Source organism: Vibrio sp. 1727 (assembly GCF_033344415.1).
GTDB lineage: Bacteria > Pseudomonadota > Gammaproteobacteria > Enterobacterales > Vibrionaceae > Vibrio > Vibrio alginolyticus.
Genome location: NZ_JAWPOT010000005.1, coordinates 68,477 through 85,381 on the forward strand (window position 1 = coordinate 68,477; position 16,905 = coordinate 85,381).

16 protein-coding genes are annotated in these 16,905 nt (G+C 44.9%); 9 read left to right on the plus strand and 7 right to left on the minus strand.

The genetic code is table 11. The features are described from left to right. The first annotated feature begins 16 nt into the window (after positions 1–16). The 7 genes from sfsA to panC all read left to right on the plus strand — a co-directional run bounded on the left by sfsA (position 17) and on the right by panC (position 5,963). A complete protein-coding gene (gene sfsA, locus R8O10_RS07290; protein ID WP_017635909.1) occupies positions 17–733 on the plus strand; it encodes a DNA/RNA nuclease SfsA in 717 nt (238 codons plus the stop codon). A 136-nt stretch (positions 734–869) separates the two neighbouring features. Then, positions 870–1,316 (plus strand): RNA polymerase-binding protein DksA, encoded by a 447-nt coding sequence (gene dksA / locus R8O10_RS07295; RefSeq protein WP_005386584.1) that lies wholly within the window; start codon positions 870–872, stop codon positions 1,314–1,316. Positions 1,317–1,411: 95 nt separating this feature from the next. After that, the gene (gluQRS, locus tag R8O10_RS07300; RefSeq protein WP_047102653.1) at positions 1,412–2,275 is read left to right on the plus strand and encodes a tRNA glutamyl-Q(34) synthetase GluQRS; all 864 of its coding nucleotides are present in this window, start codon (positions 1,412–1,414) and stop codon (positions 2,273–2,275) included. A gap of 102 nt (positions 2,276–2,377) precedes the next feature. Beyond that, positions 2,378–3,745, plus strand: coding sequence for a polynucleotide adenylyltransferase PcnB (gene pcnB / locus R8O10_RS07305; RefSeq protein WP_005386589.1), 1,368 nt, complete (start codon positions 2,378–2,380; stop codon positions 3,743–3,745). After that, positions 3,742–4,227: a 2-amino-4-hydroxy-6-hydroxymethyldihydropteridine diphosphokinase gene (folK, locus tag R8O10_RS07310; protein ID WP_017635910.1), complete on the plus strand. Its 486-nt coding sequence runs from the start codon at positions 3,742–3,744 to the stop codon at positions 4,225–4,227. The genes pcnB and folK overlap by 4 nt, the downstream gene beginning before the upstream one ends. Before the next feature lie 24 nt (positions 4,228–4,251). Beyond that, positions 4,252–5,046, plus strand: a complete 795-nt coding sequence (panB, locus tag R8O10_RS07315) for a 3-methyl-2-oxobutanoate hydroxymethyltransferase (protein ID WP_054574817.1) — start codon at positions 4,252–4,254, stop codon at positions 5,044–5,046. Positions 5,047–5,057: 11 nt separating this feature from the next. After that, a complete protein-coding gene (gene panC, locus R8O10_RS07320; RefSeq protein WP_065274834.1) occupies positions 5,058–5,963 on the plus strand; it encodes a pantoate--beta-alanine ligase in 906 nt (301 codons plus the stop codon). Positions 5,964–6,016: 53 nt separating this feature from the next. On the opposite strand, the gene R8O10_RS07325 is transcribed toward panC, so the two are convergent. From R8O10_RS07325 to R8O10_RS07340, 4 genes are all read right to left on the minus strand, one after another. Continuing rightward, a complete protein-coding gene (locus R8O10_RS07325; protein ID WP_053304122.1) occupies positions 6,017–6,946 on the minus strand; it encodes a Kdo(2)-lipid IV(A) acyltransferase in 930 nt (309 codons plus the stop codon). Between the two features lie 127 nt (positions 6,947–7,073). After that, a complete protein-coding gene (locus tag R8O10_RS07330; RefSeq protein ID WP_005386598.1) occupies positions 7,074–7,844 on the minus strand; it encodes an ABC transporter permease in 771 nt (256 codons plus the stop codon). Next, positions 7,845–8,762: an ABC transporter ATP-binding protein gene (locus R8O10_RS07335; protein ID WP_005380000.1), complete on the minus strand. Its 918-nt coding sequence runs from the start codon at positions 8,760–8,762 to the stop codon at positions 7,845–7,847. It abuts the gene before it with no gap. A 250-nt stretch (positions 8,763–9,012) separates the two neighbouring features. Beyond that, the gene (locus R8O10_RS07340) at positions 9,013–10,683 is read right to left on the minus strand and encodes a SulP family inorganic anion transporter (protein WP_005379997.1); all 1,671 of its coding nucleotides are present in this window, start codon (positions 10,681–10,683) and stop codon (positions 9,013–9,015) included. Between the two features lie 281 nt (positions 10,684–10,964). Here R8O10_RS07340 and can point away from each other — a divergent pair, with 281 nt between their 5' ends. Beyond that, complete coding sequence (gene can / locus R8O10_RS07345) at positions 10,965–11,633, plus strand: carbonate dehydratase (protein ID WP_005379996.1); 669 nt, start codon at positions 10,965–10,967, stop codon at positions 11,631–11,633. A 75-nt stretch (positions 11,634–11,708) separates the two neighbouring features. On the opposite strand, the gene hpt is transcribed toward can, so the two are convergent. Next, positions 11,709–12,239 carry a hypoxanthine phosphoribosyltransferase gene (gene hpt, locus R8O10_RS07350; protein ID WP_005379995.1) on the minus strand — a complete coding sequence of 177 codons (531 nt, stop codon included), beginning with the start codon at positions 12,237–12,239 and terminating at the stop codon, positions 11,709–11,711. Between the two features lie 319 nt (positions 12,240–12,558). Here hpt and opaR point away from each other — a divergent pair, with 319 nt between their 5' ends. Beyond that, positions 12,559–13,173, plus strand: coding sequence for a transcriptional regulator OpaR (gene opaR / locus R8O10_RS07355; RefSeq protein WP_005379994.1), 615 nt, complete (start codon positions 12,559–12,561; stop codon positions 13,171–13,173). A 144-nt stretch (positions 13,174–13,317) separates the two neighbouring features. Here opaR and lpdA read toward each other — a convergent pair whose 3' ends face one another. Then, entirely contained in the window at positions 13,318–14,745 is a 1,428-nt protein-coding gene (gene lpdA / locus R8O10_RS07360) for a dihydrolipoyl dehydrogenase (protein ID WP_005379993.1), read from the minus strand. Between the two features lie 267 nt (positions 14,746–15,012). Further along, positions 15,013–16,905 (minus strand): pyruvate dehydrogenase complex dihydrolipoyllysine-residue acetyltransferase, encoded by a 1,893-nt coding sequence (gene aceF, locus R8O10_RS07365; protein WP_222716602.1) that lies wholly within the window; start codon positions 16,903–16,905, stop codon positions 15,013–15,015.

Below are 16,905 nucleotides of genomic sequence, written 5' to 3' on the forward strand. Positions count from 1 at the left end.
TTGTCTAAATAAGCAAATGCATTTCACACCCGCTTTAGAGTCCGCCACTCTACTCAAACGTTATAAACGCTTTCTTGCCGATATCGAGCTCGATACTGGTGAAATCCGTACAATCCACTGCGCAAATACAGGTGCAATGACGGGTTGTGCAACGCCCGGAAACAAGGTTTGGTTTTCTACTTCCGACAACCCGAAACGAAAATACCCCAATAGTTGGGAGTTGAGTGAGACCGAACAAGGCCACCGTATTTGTATCAACACCGCGCGTGCCAATCAATTAGCCGTAGAGGCTATTGAAAATAATGTCATTTCAGAGCTTTGTGGTTATGACACACTTCAAACTGAGGTGAAATACGGCAATGAAAATAGCCGAATTGATATCTTGCTCAGCGCAGACGACAAGCCAAAGTGCTATATAGAAGTGAAAAGCGTCACTCTTCTTGATGAGACCGACTCTACTGGACAAGGATACTTCCCAGATGCGGTCACGACTCGGGGACAAAAACACCTGAGAGAGCTCACAGAAATGGCACAAAATGGAAGTAGAGCCATACTTTTATTCACTGTTTTACATTCAGGTATTGAAAAAGTATCCGCGGCGCACCATATAGACGCGAAATATTCACTATTACTCAAACAAGCACAAGACGCTGGAGTGGAAGTTCTCTGCTACAAAGCTGAACTGAGCGATACTGGAATGAAGCTGATTTCCGCTATTGATTTTATCAATTAAGAGAAAAAATGATGTCGTCTTCACATTGACGATAACTTTGCGATTCAGTATTTGCTTGCACCGCCTCTTTTTGCTATAGATACCCGCCTTAAATTGACTGCGTAGCAGTTGACTAGGTGTAAGTAGGAGATGCTGTATGCCAGAATCAAAGAAGAAAACGATAGGCATCCTAGCCATTGCCGGCGTGGAGCCATATCAGGAAAAACCTGGTGAAGAGTACATGTCACCAGAGCAGGTTGAACACTTTACGAAAATCTTAACAGCTTGGCGCGACCAGCTAAGAGCTGAAGTGGATCGTACTGTTCACCACATGCAGGACGAAGCAGCAAACTTCCCAGATCCAGTTGACCGCGCCTCTCAAGAGGAAGAGTTCAGCCTAGAACTGCGTAACCGTGACCGCGAACGCCGTTTGATCAAGAAGATTGAAAAGACTTTGGATAAAATCAAAGAAGACGATTTTGGCTTCTGTGAGTCTTGTGGCGTAGAGATTGGCGTTCGCCGTCTTGAAGCACGTCCAACCGCTGACCTTTGTATTGACTGTAAAACACTTGCAGAAATCAAAGAGAAGCAAATGCAAGGTTAATCACCCAGCATTATGATTGTTGAAGGGAGCTCAGGCTCCCTTTTTGTTTTGGCTATCTTCGCACCCTATTTGTTTACTAAATTCGAGATACACGCATGACACGCTATGTAGGTCGATTCGCCCCATCTCCTTCTGGTCCACTGCATTTTGGTTCACTGATTGCCGCTCTTGGCAGTTATTTTCAAGCGAAAGCACAAAACGGAGCTTGGTTAGTACGTATTGAGGACTTAGACCCACCAAGAGAAATGCCAGGTGCAGCGCAACTTATCCTAGAGGCACTCAAGGCCTATCAGCTGCATTGGGATGGAGAAGTGGTATACCAGAGCGAACGTCACGACCTTTACCAAGCTCAAATAAACAAATGGCTCGAAAATGGAGAAGCCTATTATTGCCAATGTACTCGTAAGCAAATTAAAGAGCATGGCGGTTTTTATCCTGGCACTTGCCGCGATAAAAACTTGAAAGACGGCGCGATTCGCCTAAAAATGACCAAGCCTGTCGCTCATTTCCTCGACCAAAAGCAGGGAACCATTACGATTCCAGAGCAACTCGTTAATGAAGATTTCATTATTAAACGTCGAGATGGATTATTTGCTTATAATCTTGCGGTAGTATTAGACGACATCGACCAAGGCGTCACAGAAGTCGTGCGAGGTGCAGACTTAATCGAGCCGACAGGGCGTCAAATTAGCCTGTACCAAATACTTGGTCAGCCTGAAGTTAGCTACTTGCATTTACCATTGGCGATGGACAACAACGGCAATAAATTGTCGAAACAAAATCACGCGACGGCTATTGATATAGATACACCAAAACCTACTCTATTGCGCGCCATGACATTTTTAGGTTTCGAGATACCTGAAACCGTAAGGGCGGCCAACATAGAAGATATTCTTCGTTGGGGCTGCGAAAACTGGCGGTTGGAACAGCTTCCAGCAGAGATCGAGATCACACCGTGATTCTCAAATGGCATTGTGTAGGCTATCATTAGCCGCAAATTAGGCCCTAGAGGCGTATAAAACTAACCAAAGCAAGATTGGATTAAACCCAGTTATTGCCAGATGCACATGAATACAAACGACTATACACCAAGCGAACCTGCCACAATTCCAGAGCTCGCTCTCAATGTAATAACTCGTGAAGAGCACAACATTTCGCGTAAGCAGATCAGTGATAATGCGCTGAAGGTACTGTACCGCCTAAATGGTGCTGGTTTCGATGCTTTTCTTGTGGGTGGCGGGGTTCGAGACTTACTGCTTGGACAAAAACCAAAAGATTTTGACATTGCGACCAACGCAACGCCGGAACAGATCAAACAGCTATTTCGTAACTGCCGTTTGATTGGTCGCCGCTTCCGCTTGGCTCATATTATGTTTGGCCGAGACATCATTGAGGTTGCGACATTCCGTGGTCACCACCAAGAGCAAAAGAATAAGAGCATTTCTCAGCAATCAAAAGAGGGTATGCTGCTGCGTGACAACGTCTACGGCACCATCGATGAAGATGCTGAGCGCCGTGATTTCACGATTAACTCGATGTACTACAACATCGCAGATTACTCGATTCACGACTACGCACGTGGTATTGAAGATTTAGAAGATCGCCTAATTCGACTGATTGGTGATCCAGAAACACGCTACCGTGAAGACCCTGTGCGCATGCTGCGTGCGGTTCGTTTCGCGGTAAAACTAGACTTTGATATTGAAGAAGACACCGCAGCGCCAATCGAACACATGGCACCGTTGCTCGGTGACATTCCGTCAGCGCGTCTTTTTGAAGAGTCACTCAAATTATTGCAATCCGGTCATGGCTTAGAAACCTACCACCTACTGCGTGAGTACAACCTATTCCAGCAACTATTCCCGACGATTGCAGCGCACTTTACAGAAGATTACTCCTCTCATACTGAGCAGATGTTGGATCTTGTCCTAGATTCTACCGACATGCGCATCGAAGATGGGAAACGCATCAATCCAGCATTTATGTTTGCTGCAATGCTGTGGTACCCACTGTGTGCGAAAGCCGATGAACTGATGGAAGAGCGCAACTTAGGCCATTACGACGCCATTATGGAAGCGAGCAACATCATTCTTGACGAGCAAGTTCGCACAATTGCCATTCCAAGACGCCACACCGCAACCATTCGCGAGATTTGGCAGTTACAGCTTCGTCTTCCACGACGTAACGGTAAACGTGCATTCCGTCTTATGGAGCTCAATAAATTTAGAGCTGGCTTTGATTTTCTTGAAATGCGCGGTGAAATTGAAGGTGGTGACACTCAGAAGCTTGCCAAGTGGTGGGAAACTTTTCAAAATGCAGGCCGAGAAATGCGTCAAGCAATGGCTGCCGACTTAGACGGTCAATCACCGAAAACAGGCCAGCGCCGCCGTAAAACTTATCGCAAGAAAAAGAGTAAGCCCAAATCATGATTACAGCGTACATTGCGGTAGGCAGTAACTTGGCGGATCCTGTCAGCCAAGCGAAGCAAGCGATTGAAGCATTAAAAACGCTGCCTAAATCAGAGTTTGTTCAAGCTTCTTCGCTATACAGCAGCACGCCAATGGGGCCACAAAACCAACCGGATTACATCAATGCGGTTGTGTCTATTAACACCAGTTTGACGCCTATTGAATTGCTCAATTGCACACAAGCTATAGAGCAAGAACAAGGGCGTGTCCGTAAAGACGAACGCTGGGGACCAAGAACCTTGGACCTCGACATTGTGCTTTATGGCAATGAGGTGATTAATTCCGAGAGGCTGATCGTTCCTCATTATGGAATGAAAGAGCGTGAATTCGTACTCTACCCTCTTGCGGAAATTGCACCAAGTTTACAACTCCCTGATGGGACCGAGGTCTCTGAACTACTGGAACAAGTAGATAGAAACGGCCTCAGTATCTGGCAGTCATAGCCAACTCCTAGTAAGGATAAAACCATGAAAAAAATGACCATCAACGACCTAATCAAGTGGAAGCAAGAAGGTCGTAAATTTGCTACTTCAACCGCTTATGATGCGAGCTTTGCCCAACTGTTTGAAAGCCAAGAAATGCCAGTACTTCTTGTTGGTGATTCTCTAGGTATGGTTTTGCAAGGTCACAACGATACTCTGCCAGTAACGGTCGATGATATCGCTTACCATACTCGTTGCGTACGTGCTGGTAGCCCAAATTGTTTGTTGATGGCAGACATGCCATTCATGAGCTACACCACGCCAGAGCAAGCTTGCGAAAGTGCGGCTAAACTGATGCGTGCTGGTGCCAATATGGTAAAAATTGAAGGTGGTGACTGGCTTGTCGACACGGTGAAAATGCTCACTGAACGATCAGTTCCAGTTTGTGCTCATCTTGGTTTAACTCCTCAAGCTGTTAATATTTTTGGTGGTTACAAAATCCAAGGTCGCGATCAAGAAAAAGCAGACCGCATGGTAAAAGACGCATTAGCGCTGCAAGAAGCAGGCGCTCAAATCGTCTTACTAGAATGCGTACCAGCTGAGCTTGCTGAACGTATTACGCAAGTGCTTGACGTTCCTGTTATCGGTATTGGTGCAGGTAACGTAACAGATGGTCAAATTCTCGTGATGCATGATATGTTCGGTATTTCTGCCAACTACATGCCGAAATTCTCCAAAAACTTTCTTGCTGAAACAGGTGATATGCGCAAAGCCGTTACTAAATACATTGAAGATGTAGCCAACGGTGTATTCCCAGACGACGCTCATACCATTGCCTAGAGGATAAATGCATGCAAACTTTTGCGGAAATCTCAGCAGTTCGTGAACACCTTAAAACCTTTAAACGTGAAGGTCGTAAAGTGGCGTTTGTCCCTACCATGGGCAACCTTCACGAAGGCCACTTAACTTTAGTGCGTAAAGCACGCGAATACGCTGATATCGTTGTCGTAAGCATCTTTGTTAATCCGATGCAGTTTGATCGTGCTGACGATTTAAATAATTACCCACGCACGCTAGAGGAAGACTTAAGCAAGTTAACCTCTGAAGGGGTCGATGTGGTATTTACGCCAACACCAGAAGTTATCTACCCTGAAGGTCTGGATAAGCAAACCTTCGTCGATGTCCCTGGCCTATCAACAATTCTCGAAGGCGCGTCTCGACCAGGTCATTTCCGTGGCGTGACGACGATTGTGAATAAGCTGTTTAACATCGTACAACCGGATGTCGCGTGCTTCGGCGAGAAGGACTTCCAACAACTTGCTGTTATCCGCAAGATGGTTGATGACCTAGCAATGGACATTGAAATCATCGGTGTACCAACCGTACGTGAAATGGACGGTTTAGCAATGAGTTCACGCAATGGCTTGCTTACGCTGGACGAGCGTCAACGCGCTCCTGTACTTGCTCGTACAATGCGTTGGATCAGTAGTGCCATTCGCGGTGGCCGCGATGACTACGCATCGATCATCGAAGATGCAAGCGACCAACTTCGAGCTGCAGGTCTGCACCCTGATGAGATCTTCATTCGTGATGCTCGTACATTACAAGTGATCACACCAGAAACGACACAAGCTGTTATTCTGATGTCTGCGTTCCTAGGCAAAGCTCGTCTTATCGATAACCAAACGGTAGATATGGTTGTCGAAACGAAGGAAGAAGCTGAATCTAACAATACAAACTCAGAGAACGCAGAGTAAGCTCTGAGCCATAAAAGTAAAAAGGTCGACTCTTAGTCGACCTTTTTTATACTCTACGTATAGACGCAATCTAACCCTTCAGGGCGAGTTTTAAACCGCTTGTGCAGCCACATCCACGCTGGAATATCACGTTTTATCATTTTCTCAAGCTCTTGGTTCAAGATGCTTGCCGCTTTAACCGCATTACGTCTCTCGAAACGCTCGCTAATGTCTTTTCCAATGTACAGCGTGTAATGGTGATTTTTACTCACTGTAACGCCAGATATAACCGCGCACTTTGTTGCATCAATGAGAACACTAGACCCGACGGTACTCGCCGCTTGTTCAACAGCAAAAAACGGCGCAAAAACAGAATGGCTAACGCCATAATCATGGTCGGGTAAATACCAAAGTCGATGACCATTCTTCAGAACTTTGAGCATTGATTTCACGTCTTTTCGATCAATCATTTGATGTCCAAAACGAGTTCGACCTCGATGTTGAATAAACTCATAAGCAGGATTCGAATTTGGGCGATAAACGCCATAACCTTGGGCAAACTGGCTAAAAATACGAGCGGTTATCTCCAAGTTTAAATGGTGACTGCACACCACCAACACACCACGTCCATTCTTTTCCTCAGCGAGTAAACGATCTTTTCCAACAATAGAGGTTATCCGACGTATCCGCCAATCTGGCCAAAACCAAGCGATACCGGTTTCGATGATCGCCATTCCAGTATATTGAAAGTTTTTTCGTACTACGTCCTTACATTGCCAATCCGTAAAATCAGGGAAACACAGCTGGAGATTACGCAGAGCGATCTTGTGTCGGCGCTTCATTACATGCATCGCAATACAGCCGATGCTTCTACCTAAGATTCGCAATACTACGTATGGCAGTACATTAACAAGAATCGCTAAAGATCCAAATGCCAGCCATACAGACCAATATTTGGGCTTAAGTAACTGATAGGAGAAAGGCGGCGGCGGGACAATATTCATAGGATCACTCATTTATTACAAATGATTGAAACCTACCATGATAAAAACCGAAAAATTGTATGGGTATGTATTGTTATGCACGCGAAAGAGCAGCGTGAATCGCCGCTCTTTGCTTTATGAGAATGGCTTAGCTTCTTAGCCCAATCCCTTTGGTTACTAGATAATGCGCAATGGCATACAGTGCAACAACAAACACTGCAAGTACACTAAATGAAGTGACAATGCCCACATCCGAGACACCTAAAAAGCCGTAGCGGAACGCATTCACCATGTAGACGATTGGGTTGATCTTAGAAACGCCTTGCCAAAATTCAGGCAGCAGACTGATCGAATAAAAGACTCCTCCCAAGTAAGTTAAAGGAGTCAATACAAACGTAGGGATGATCGAAATATCATCAAACGTTTTTGCGTAAACCGCATTGATCAAGCCACCGAGAGCAAATACAACCGACGTCATGAAGACAGTCGCGACAATAATGCCCCAGTGCTCCACTTGCAAATCAACGAACAAAAGTGACACACAAGTAACAATTGCACCGACCAACAAACCTCGAGTCACGCCGCCCATCACATAGCCAGCAATAATCACATAGTTTGGTACCGGTGCCACCAGCAGTTCTTCAATATTCTTCTGTAGCTTTGCACTAAAGAATGACGACGCCACGTTCGAGTATGAGTTAGTGATCACCGACATCATGATCAAACCTGGAACAATGTACTCCATGTAACTAAAGCCGCTCATCTCACCAATTCGAGAGCCAATAAGATTGCCGAAAATGATGAAGTACAACGTCATCGTAATGGCTGGCGGCACTAAGGTTTGCACCCAAATACGTGTAAAACGAGTAACTTCTTTGCTCAGCAAGCTGCGAAATGCCGTCCAATATAAACCGTACATTTAATTACTCCCCTCTCTTACAATGCTGACAAACAACTCTTCAAGTCGGTTGGCTTTGTTACGCATTGAGAGAACTTTAATGCCATGCTCTGTTAACTGACTGAATACCGAATTCAATCCTTGGCTTTTATCTAGTTCTATCTCTAAAGAGCCATCAACAATACTTTGTCGATTAACACCTTCAAGCTCAGGCACCTCGACTTCTGACTCAATATCCAAGATAAATGTCTCGACGCTTAGCTTACCTAGTAACGCCTTCATGGTGGTATTTTCAATCAGCTCACCACGATTAATAATGCCGATATTTCGACACAGCATCTCCGCTTCTTCTAGGTAGTGTGTCGTTAAAATAATCGTAATTCCTTGCTCTTGGTTGATCTCTTTCAGAAACCCCCACATTGAGCGGCGTAGTTCAATATCCACTCCAGCCGTTGGTTCATCTAAAATGAGTAACTGCGGCTCGTGCATCAAAGCTCTTGCGATCATTAAACGACGCTTCATCCCACCGGATAGGTTACGAGCACGCTCTTGGCGTTTTTCCCATAAATCCAATTTTTTCAGGTATTTTTCTGCTCTTTCTTTGGCTAATACTTTAGACACACCGTAATAGCCAGCTTGCTGCATCACAATTTGCTCAACGGTTTCAAACTGGTTGAAGTTGAACTCCTGTGGCACCAAGCCTAAATTCTGCTTGGCCAATTCGAGGTCGGTATCAATGTCATAACCGAAAACTTTCGTCGTTCCGGAGGTTTTATTCACTAAGGAGGAAATGATGCCAATCGTGGTCGATTTTCCTGCACCATTGGGACCCAGAAGCGCGTAGAAGTCACCCTTTTTCACTTGGAGACTTATACCTTTTAACGCCTCAAAGCCACCTGCATACGTCTTGCGCAATTGTTCAATTTCTAATGCGTACATAAGGTCTTGATTGCCGTTTGTTTGTGATTACTAATACCGACTCATATTTAGCAGCGGTTTACTACAAAATCGCCTTGGGTATCGTACTGGAGGTCCATCAGTTTATCGTTGAATAACGATGATTACAAATAAACCTTTCGATAATATTGGAAATATAACCCTTACCTCGTAAAGGTTATCTCTAAGTAAGACAAAATAGAGCATAAAAAAACGCAACAGGAAACTGTTGCGTTTTTAACTGTCAGAATGATTACGCCGTTATGCGCTGATACTGGTCTGCCTCAACATGTGCCACCGCCGCATTCAATGCTTCGTAACGGAATTGGTACATATTTTCATCCGGGACAAGGTCAATCACATGGAATTTCTCTAGCTGTTCTCGTGTTCGCTCATTCGGGCATAATAAATACACGGCACAATTGGCATCGAGAGCATCCTTAATCGCATTCTCTAATGCCAAACCGACGGTCACATCAATCATTGGTACATCCGTAAGATCGAGAATCATCACGTCATAGTCCGAAATACTAGAGTGTTGACGTGAAATGGCTTTAGAAACACTAAAGATCATCGGACCGGAAAGATAAAAGAACAGCACTTTACCATTCGCACGATCCAACAAGCCACGCTCGCTGTCAGTCAGCGGCACATCATCTTCATCCGCGTCGCTGATCGCTTTTACTTGTCGCGCCTGCTCTCGGCTCAAACGCTCGATGATGATAATGTTCGAGATAAAGACGCCTAAACCCACCGCAACGATAAGATCAACGAATACTGTAAGCAACATAACGCCATACATCACCGCCATTCCGGAAAAACTTACCTTATGTGCCCTCTGAATAAAGCTCCAGTCTAGGATGTTAAAGCCAACATACACCGCAATGCCTGCTAACACAGCCATCGGGATTGGCTCTGTTAACCCGCCAGCAACCAGTACAACCAACGCCAACATTAGTGCACGAATCACACCAGATAATGGCGAACGAGCCCCAACTTGGATATTCGTTACCGTCCCCATGGTAGCCCCCGCCCCCGGCAGCGCACCAAACAAGCCTGAGATCATGTTAGCTAACCCTTGACCTCGCAGCTCTTTATCTGAGTCGTGTTCTTTACGAGTTAATGAGTCACCGATAACTGCCGTTAACAAAGTATCAATACAACCTAATGTGCCTAGCACTAATGCATCAATGACCATCTCGACAAACATATCTGTGTCAATGTATGGTGCGACGAGAGAAGGTAACCCAGCAGGAATTTCACCGATACGACGAATATCTTCTGTATCAAAGAGAATCACAGACAATAAAGTCACCGCGACCAATGCCACGAGCTGTGCAGGAACGTATTTACGATATTGCTTAGGGAAGAAAAAAAGAATCCCCAAAGTCAGTAGTCCCAAAAACAACTCACTGAACTTAAGGTTAGAAATGGTCTCCGGCAAAGCAGATAACGTTCCGAGTACTCCCCCTGAAGGCGCAGCATGCCCCATCAAAGGCGATAACTGCAGAATGATAAGAATCACACCTATGCCAGACATAAACCCAGAAATAACGCTGTAAGGCATCAAGGTAACGTATTTACCCAGTTTTAACGTCCCCAATAGGATTTGGAACGCGCCAGCCATCATGACAACTGTGAAAGTCATAGCCATGCCCGTTTCTGGGTATTTCGCCATCATACTGGTTAATACTGCGGTCATGATTACCGTCATTGGCCCTGTCGGTTCTGATATTAACGTATTAGAACCACCAAATAACGAGGCAAACAAACCGACCATTATTGCCCCCCAAAGGCCGGCCTCAGCCCCGGCTCCGGATGCAACACCAAACGCTAACGCCAGAGGGAGAGAGATAATCGCCGTGGTTACCCCGCCAAACACATCCCCTTTGAAATTGATATCTTCAAAACGACTACCGAACACTGCTGATTTTCCCTGCATTCAATTTTAAAAAGTAAAATATCACTACTTTAACGAGCTAGGCGAAAATTTAAACCATAAATAGATTAAGGCTAAATTCACACCACAAATAGTTTCACCAGATTTTACTTTTTTCTTAATGAAAACTAGTCAGATGAGTCCTATCTGACGAATATTTAACGAGATCGAAATTGTAACATTGTGTATAGTTACAACACTGATCGCTTGCATGTGCACACAAACAGCGGCAGCGATTTTGTCTTTTAAGGGAAGTAGTTTGCAAAATGCCGGAAATAAAACAGTTATTTGAAAACAATTCGAAATGGTCTCAAGAGATCAAATCTGATCGACCTGAATACTTCGCAAAACTCGCAGAGGGTCAAAAGCCTGATTTTCTTTGGATTGGCTGCTCTGATAGCCGCGTCCCTGCCGAGCGACTAACCGGACTATACTCAGGTGAACTCTTTGTTCATCGGAATGTTGCAAACCAAGTTATCCATACTGATCTCAACTGTCTATCGGTCGTCCAGTACGCTGTAGACGTTCTTAAGGTTAAACACATCATTGTCTGTGGGCACTATGGATGTGGTGGTGTAAACGCAGCCATTGATAACCCTAAGCTAGGTCTTATTAATAATTGGCTGTTACATATCAGAGATATCTATTTCAAACACCGCACTTACCTAGATCAAATGCCGCAACAAGATCGAGCGGATAAACTAGGCGAGCTTAATGTTGCAGAGCAAGTGTACAACTTGGGTAACTCAACCATCCTGCAAAACGCTTGGGAGCGTGGGCAAGATGTTGAAATTCATGGTGTGGTATACGGAATTGAAGATGGTCGCTTAGAGTACTTAGGCATTCGTTCTAACTCTAAGGAAACCGTAGAAGCGTCTTACCAGAAAGCTCTTTCGACGATTCTAAATACAGACAACAAGCTGCTTTGTCGCTAAGTCATATCTAAAAGTTGAACAAAAAACGCCCATCTTAAATGGGCGTTTTTTTATTTTTAATGCTGAACTCAATGATTATTCTTGAGGTACAACTTTACCGATGTATGGTAAGTGGCGGTATTTCTGCGCGTAATCAATACCCACCCCAACGACAAATTCATCTGGAATTTCGAAACCAATCCAATCCACAGGAACATTCACTTCACGACGAGATGGCTTATCTAGGAGCGTACAAATAGCGATAGACTTCGGCTCACGTAGCGAAAGAATCTCACGGATTTTATTTAGTGTGTTACCAGTGTCAATGATGTCTTCAACAAGCAGAATATCTTTACCTTTGATGTCATCATCCAAATCTTTCAAGATACGAACGTCACGTGAGCTTTCCATCGTATTGCCGTAGCTTGACGCAGTCATAAAATCAACTTGGTGAGTCAGTTCGATAGCACGTGCCAAGTCTGCCATAAATACAAATGAGCCTCGCAATAAGCCTACCAACACAAGATCTTCACTACCTTGATAACGCTCTGTAATTTGTTTGCCTAATTCACGAACTCGCTCCTGAACTTCTTGCTCAGAAATCATGACTTCTATTGTATGTTTCATACTGTGCTCAATCTAAATTTGTGGGTTGAGGTAAGTCGCACGCAAACGATCACCTAATCTTACGGCGTGTAGTGTATCACCACGTTCATTGGGTTGAAAGTCGCATCCTGTTGCCAAAAAATCTTGGAAGAAGGTCTTAGTTTTATAAAGTTCATAGCTAAATTTATCAATAATAATGACATTACTGTATATAAATTGTTCTACAGATGTTGACCTTGTGCATATGCACCATTACACTCATCACTGCTTTAAGCAACTATTAAAATAATCAATTAGGGGGTTACCCCCAATATCAACTCAAATGGCAAGGAAAATGGATATGGACTCAATTGCAAAGAGACCTAGAACTAGGCTTTCTCCAATTAAGCGTAAGCAACAGTTAATGGAAATCGCATTGGAAGTATTTGCGCGCCGCGGCATCGGTCGTGGTGGTCACGCAGATATCGCAGAAATTGCTCAAGTTTCTGTGGCGACTGTTTTTAACTACTTCCCTACACGCGAAGACTTGGTGGATGAAGTTCTCAATCACGTCGTACGTCAGTTCTCAAACTTCCTATCGGATAACATAGACCTAGACTTACACGCACGTGAAAACATCGCCAATATTACTAATGCGATGATTGAGCTTGTCAGCCAAGACTGTCACTGGCTAAAAGTATGGTTCGAGTGGAGTGCTTCAACACGTGACGAAGTATGGCCATTGTTTGTTTCAACTAACCGTACTAACCAGTTGCTGGTACAAAACATGTTCATTAAAGCAATTGAACGTGGCGAAGTGTGTGACCAGCACGATTCAGAACACTTGGCGAACCTGTTCCACGGTATTTGTTACTCACTGTTTGTCCAAGCGAACCGCGCTAAAGGTGAAGCGGAGCTGAAACATCTAGTGAATTCATACTTAGATATGCTTTGCATTTACAACCGTGAACACTAAAGCTTAACTCGTGATATATGTCAGCCCACCGTTTGGTGGGCTTTTTATTGTCTGCAGTCAGATCAGCACACATTTATATTTCTATATAACAAGCATAAAAAAACCGCTGCAATGCAGCGGCTTCTATTATTCAGTCAGAAAAGCTTACTTCTTCTTAACTGCTTTTTTGTTTGGCAGGTCAGTGATTGAACCTTCAAATACTTCAGCAGCTAGACCTACAGACTCGTGTAGAGTTGGGTGAGCGTGGATAGTCAGAGCGATATCTTCTGCATCACAGCCCATCTCAATTGCAAGGCCGATTTCACCAAGTAGTTCACCACCGTTAGTACCAACGATAGCACCACCGATTACGCGGTGAGTTTCTTTGTCGAAGATTAGCTTAGTCATACCATCTGCACAGTCAGATGCGATTGCACGACCTGATGCTGCCCACGGGAATGTTGCTACTTCGTACTTGATGCCTTCTTCTTTCGCTTCTTTTTCAGTCTTACCAACCCAAGCCACTTCTGGCTCAGTGTACGCAATTGAAGGGATAACTTTAGGGTCGAAGTAGTGCTTCTTACCAGAGATAACTTCAGCAGCTACGTGACCTTCATGCACACCTTTGTGAGCAAGCATTGGTTGACCAACGATATCACCGATCGCGAAGATGTGAGGAACGTTAGTACGCATTTGCTTATCAACGTTGATGAAGCCGCGCTCGTCAATTTCTAGACCCGCTTTTTCACCGTCGATTAGCTTACCATTTGGTACACGACCGATAGCAACTAGAACCGCATCGTAACGCTCAGCTTCAGCTGGCGCTTTCTTGCCTTCCATTGAAACGTAGATACCGTCTTCTTTTGCTTCAACTGCTGTTACTTTCGTTTCTAGCATTAGCTTGAACTTGTCTTTGATACGCTTAGTAAATACTTTCACGATATCTTTGTCTGCTGCAGGAATTACCTGGTCAAACATTTCAACAACTTCAACTTTAGAACCTAGAGAGTGGTAAACCGTACCCATTTCTAGACCGATGATACCACCGCCCATGATAAGCAGTTTTTCTGGCACTTCTTTTAGTTCAAGAGCGTCAGTAGAGTCCCAAATACGTGGGTCTTCATGCGGGATAAATGGCAGTTTGATTGGACGAGAACCAGCCGCAACGATTGCGTTGTCAAAGTTAACAACTGTTGGCTCACCTTCGCCTTCTACAAGGATAGAGTTAGGGCCAGTGAACTTACCGTAACCGTTAACTACTGTTACGTTACGCATCTTAGCCATACCGCTTAGGCCGCCAGTTAGTTGGTTAACAACTTTTTCTTTCCAGATGCGGATTTTGCTGATGTCTGTTTGAGGCTCACCGAACACAACGCCGTGGTCAGCCATCGCTTTCGCTTCTTCAATTACTTTAGAAACGTGAAGCAGTGCTTTAGATGGGATACAACCCACGTTCAGACATACACCGCCAAGCGTGCTGTAACGTTCAACTAGTACAGTTTCAAGACCTAAGTCCGCACAACGGAATGCAGCGGAGTAACCAGCAGGACCAGAACCAAGTACAACAACTTGGGCTTTAATTTCTTTGCTCATTTTGACCTCTTGTAGTCATTATCCCTAACAGGCTGAGTGGGTATCGATTTTTTATGTTTAAGAGAGATTTGTTTTAAACAGTTATTTTCAGACCGCTAACAGTTTACAGAGATGTTAATGGTGTGAAAAGTAAATCAATTTAGCCTGTGAGCTAGACAACAATTCGATTGTGAAAACCCTGAACGAAGCAAGGCTGATAACCAAATTGTCGGTAATTATGATTAGCAGAGGCGGCTAAGTTGCCGCCTCTCATTCATCTAATTTCTATTACAGAACTAGACGACGAATGTCAGATAGACATGAGTTTAGGTAAGTGATGAAGCGCGCACCTTCAGCACCATCGATCACACGGTGGTCGTATGATAGAGACAGTGGAAGTTGTAGACGCGGTTCGAACTCTTTACCGTTCCATACCGGTTTCATTTCTGACTTAGACACACCTAGGATACCAACTTCTGGTGCGTTTACGATTGGAGTAAACGCTGTACCGCCGATACCGCCTAGGCTAGAGATAGTGAAACAGCCACCTTGCATGTCAGCCGCAGTTAGCTTACCAGCACGTGCTTTCTTAGAAACCGCCATTAGCTCTTCAGATAGCTCGTAGATGCCTTTCTTGTTCACGTCTTTAAATACAGGAACAACTAGACCGTTTGGTGTATCTACCGCGATACCAACATTCACGTATTTCTTCAGAATTAGGCTCTCACCGTCTTCTGATAGAGAAGAGTTGAACGCTGGGAACGCTTCAAGCGCTTTAGCTACCGCTTTCATGATGAACACAAGTGGTGTGATCTTCATGCCAGTGTCTTTCTTCGCTTCAATCGCGTTTTGCTCTTTACGGAATGCTTCAAGAGCCGTGATGTCTGCGTTATCCCACTGTGTAACGTGCGGGATCATTACCCAGTTACGGTGTAGGTTTGCGCCAGAGATCTTCTTAATGCGAGATAGCGGTTGAACTTCTGTCTCACCAAACTTGCTGAAGTCCACTTTTGGCCATGGTAGTAGACCAAGAGCCGCGCCGTCGCCTTTGCCAGATGCTGCTGCACCTGCGCCAGACTCAAGACGCTTAAGCGCATCTTTCACGTAAGCTTGAACGTCTTCTTTTAGGATACGGCTCTTACGACCAGAACCTTTAACCTTAGAAAGATTAACGCCAAATTCACGCGCTAGACGACGAACAACTGGAGACGCGTGAGCGTACTCATCGTTTTCTTTGAAATCGCCAGTCGCTGCTGGAGCTGCTGCCGCTGGAGCTTCTGCTTTAGGAGCCGGAGCTGCAGGTGCTGCCGCTTGAGCTGGAGCTGATGCAGGAGCAGGTGCTGCACCCGCCACTTCGAATACCATGATTAGTGAGCCAGTAGACACTTTGTCGCCAGCTGCAATCTTGATTTCTTTAACTGTGCCAGCGAATGGTGCAGGAACTTCCATAGAAGCTTTGTCACCTTCAACAGTGATTAGAGATTGCTCTTCTTCCACTGTGTCGCCAACCGCAACCATGATCTCAGTAACTTCAACTTCGTCGCCGCCGATATCTGGAACGTTCACTTCTTTTGCCGCAGACGCTGCTGGAGCTGCTGCCGCAGGAGCTTCATCTGCCACTGGTGCTGCTGGAGCGCCTGAACCTGCTGTTTCGAATACCATGATAAGTGAGCCAGTCGATACTTTATCGCCTGCTGCAACTTTGATCTCTTTTAGAGTACCTGCGAATGGCGCTGGAACTTCCATAGAAGCTTTGTCGCCTTCAACAGTTAGAAGAGATTGCTCTTCTTCGATGCTGTCGCCAACGGCAACCATGATTTCAGTAACTTCTACTTCATCACCACCGATGTCTGGTACGTGAACTTCTTTTAGTTCTGCCGCTGCTGCTGGAGCTGGAGCTGCTGCTGGAGCTGCTTCTGCCGCAGGAGCAGGTGCAGCGTCAGCTGCACCCTCGGCTTCGAAAATCATGATTAGAGAACCAGTAGAAACCTTGTCGCCTTCTGCAACTTTGATTTCTTTAACGATACCCGCTTGAGAAGCAGGAACTTCCATAGAAGCTTTATCGCCTTCAACTGTGATCAGAGATTGCTCTTCTTCAACCTTGTCGCCAACGCTTACAAGAATCTCAGTAACTTCAACCTCATCCGCACCGATGTCTGGTACATTAATTTCGATTGCCAT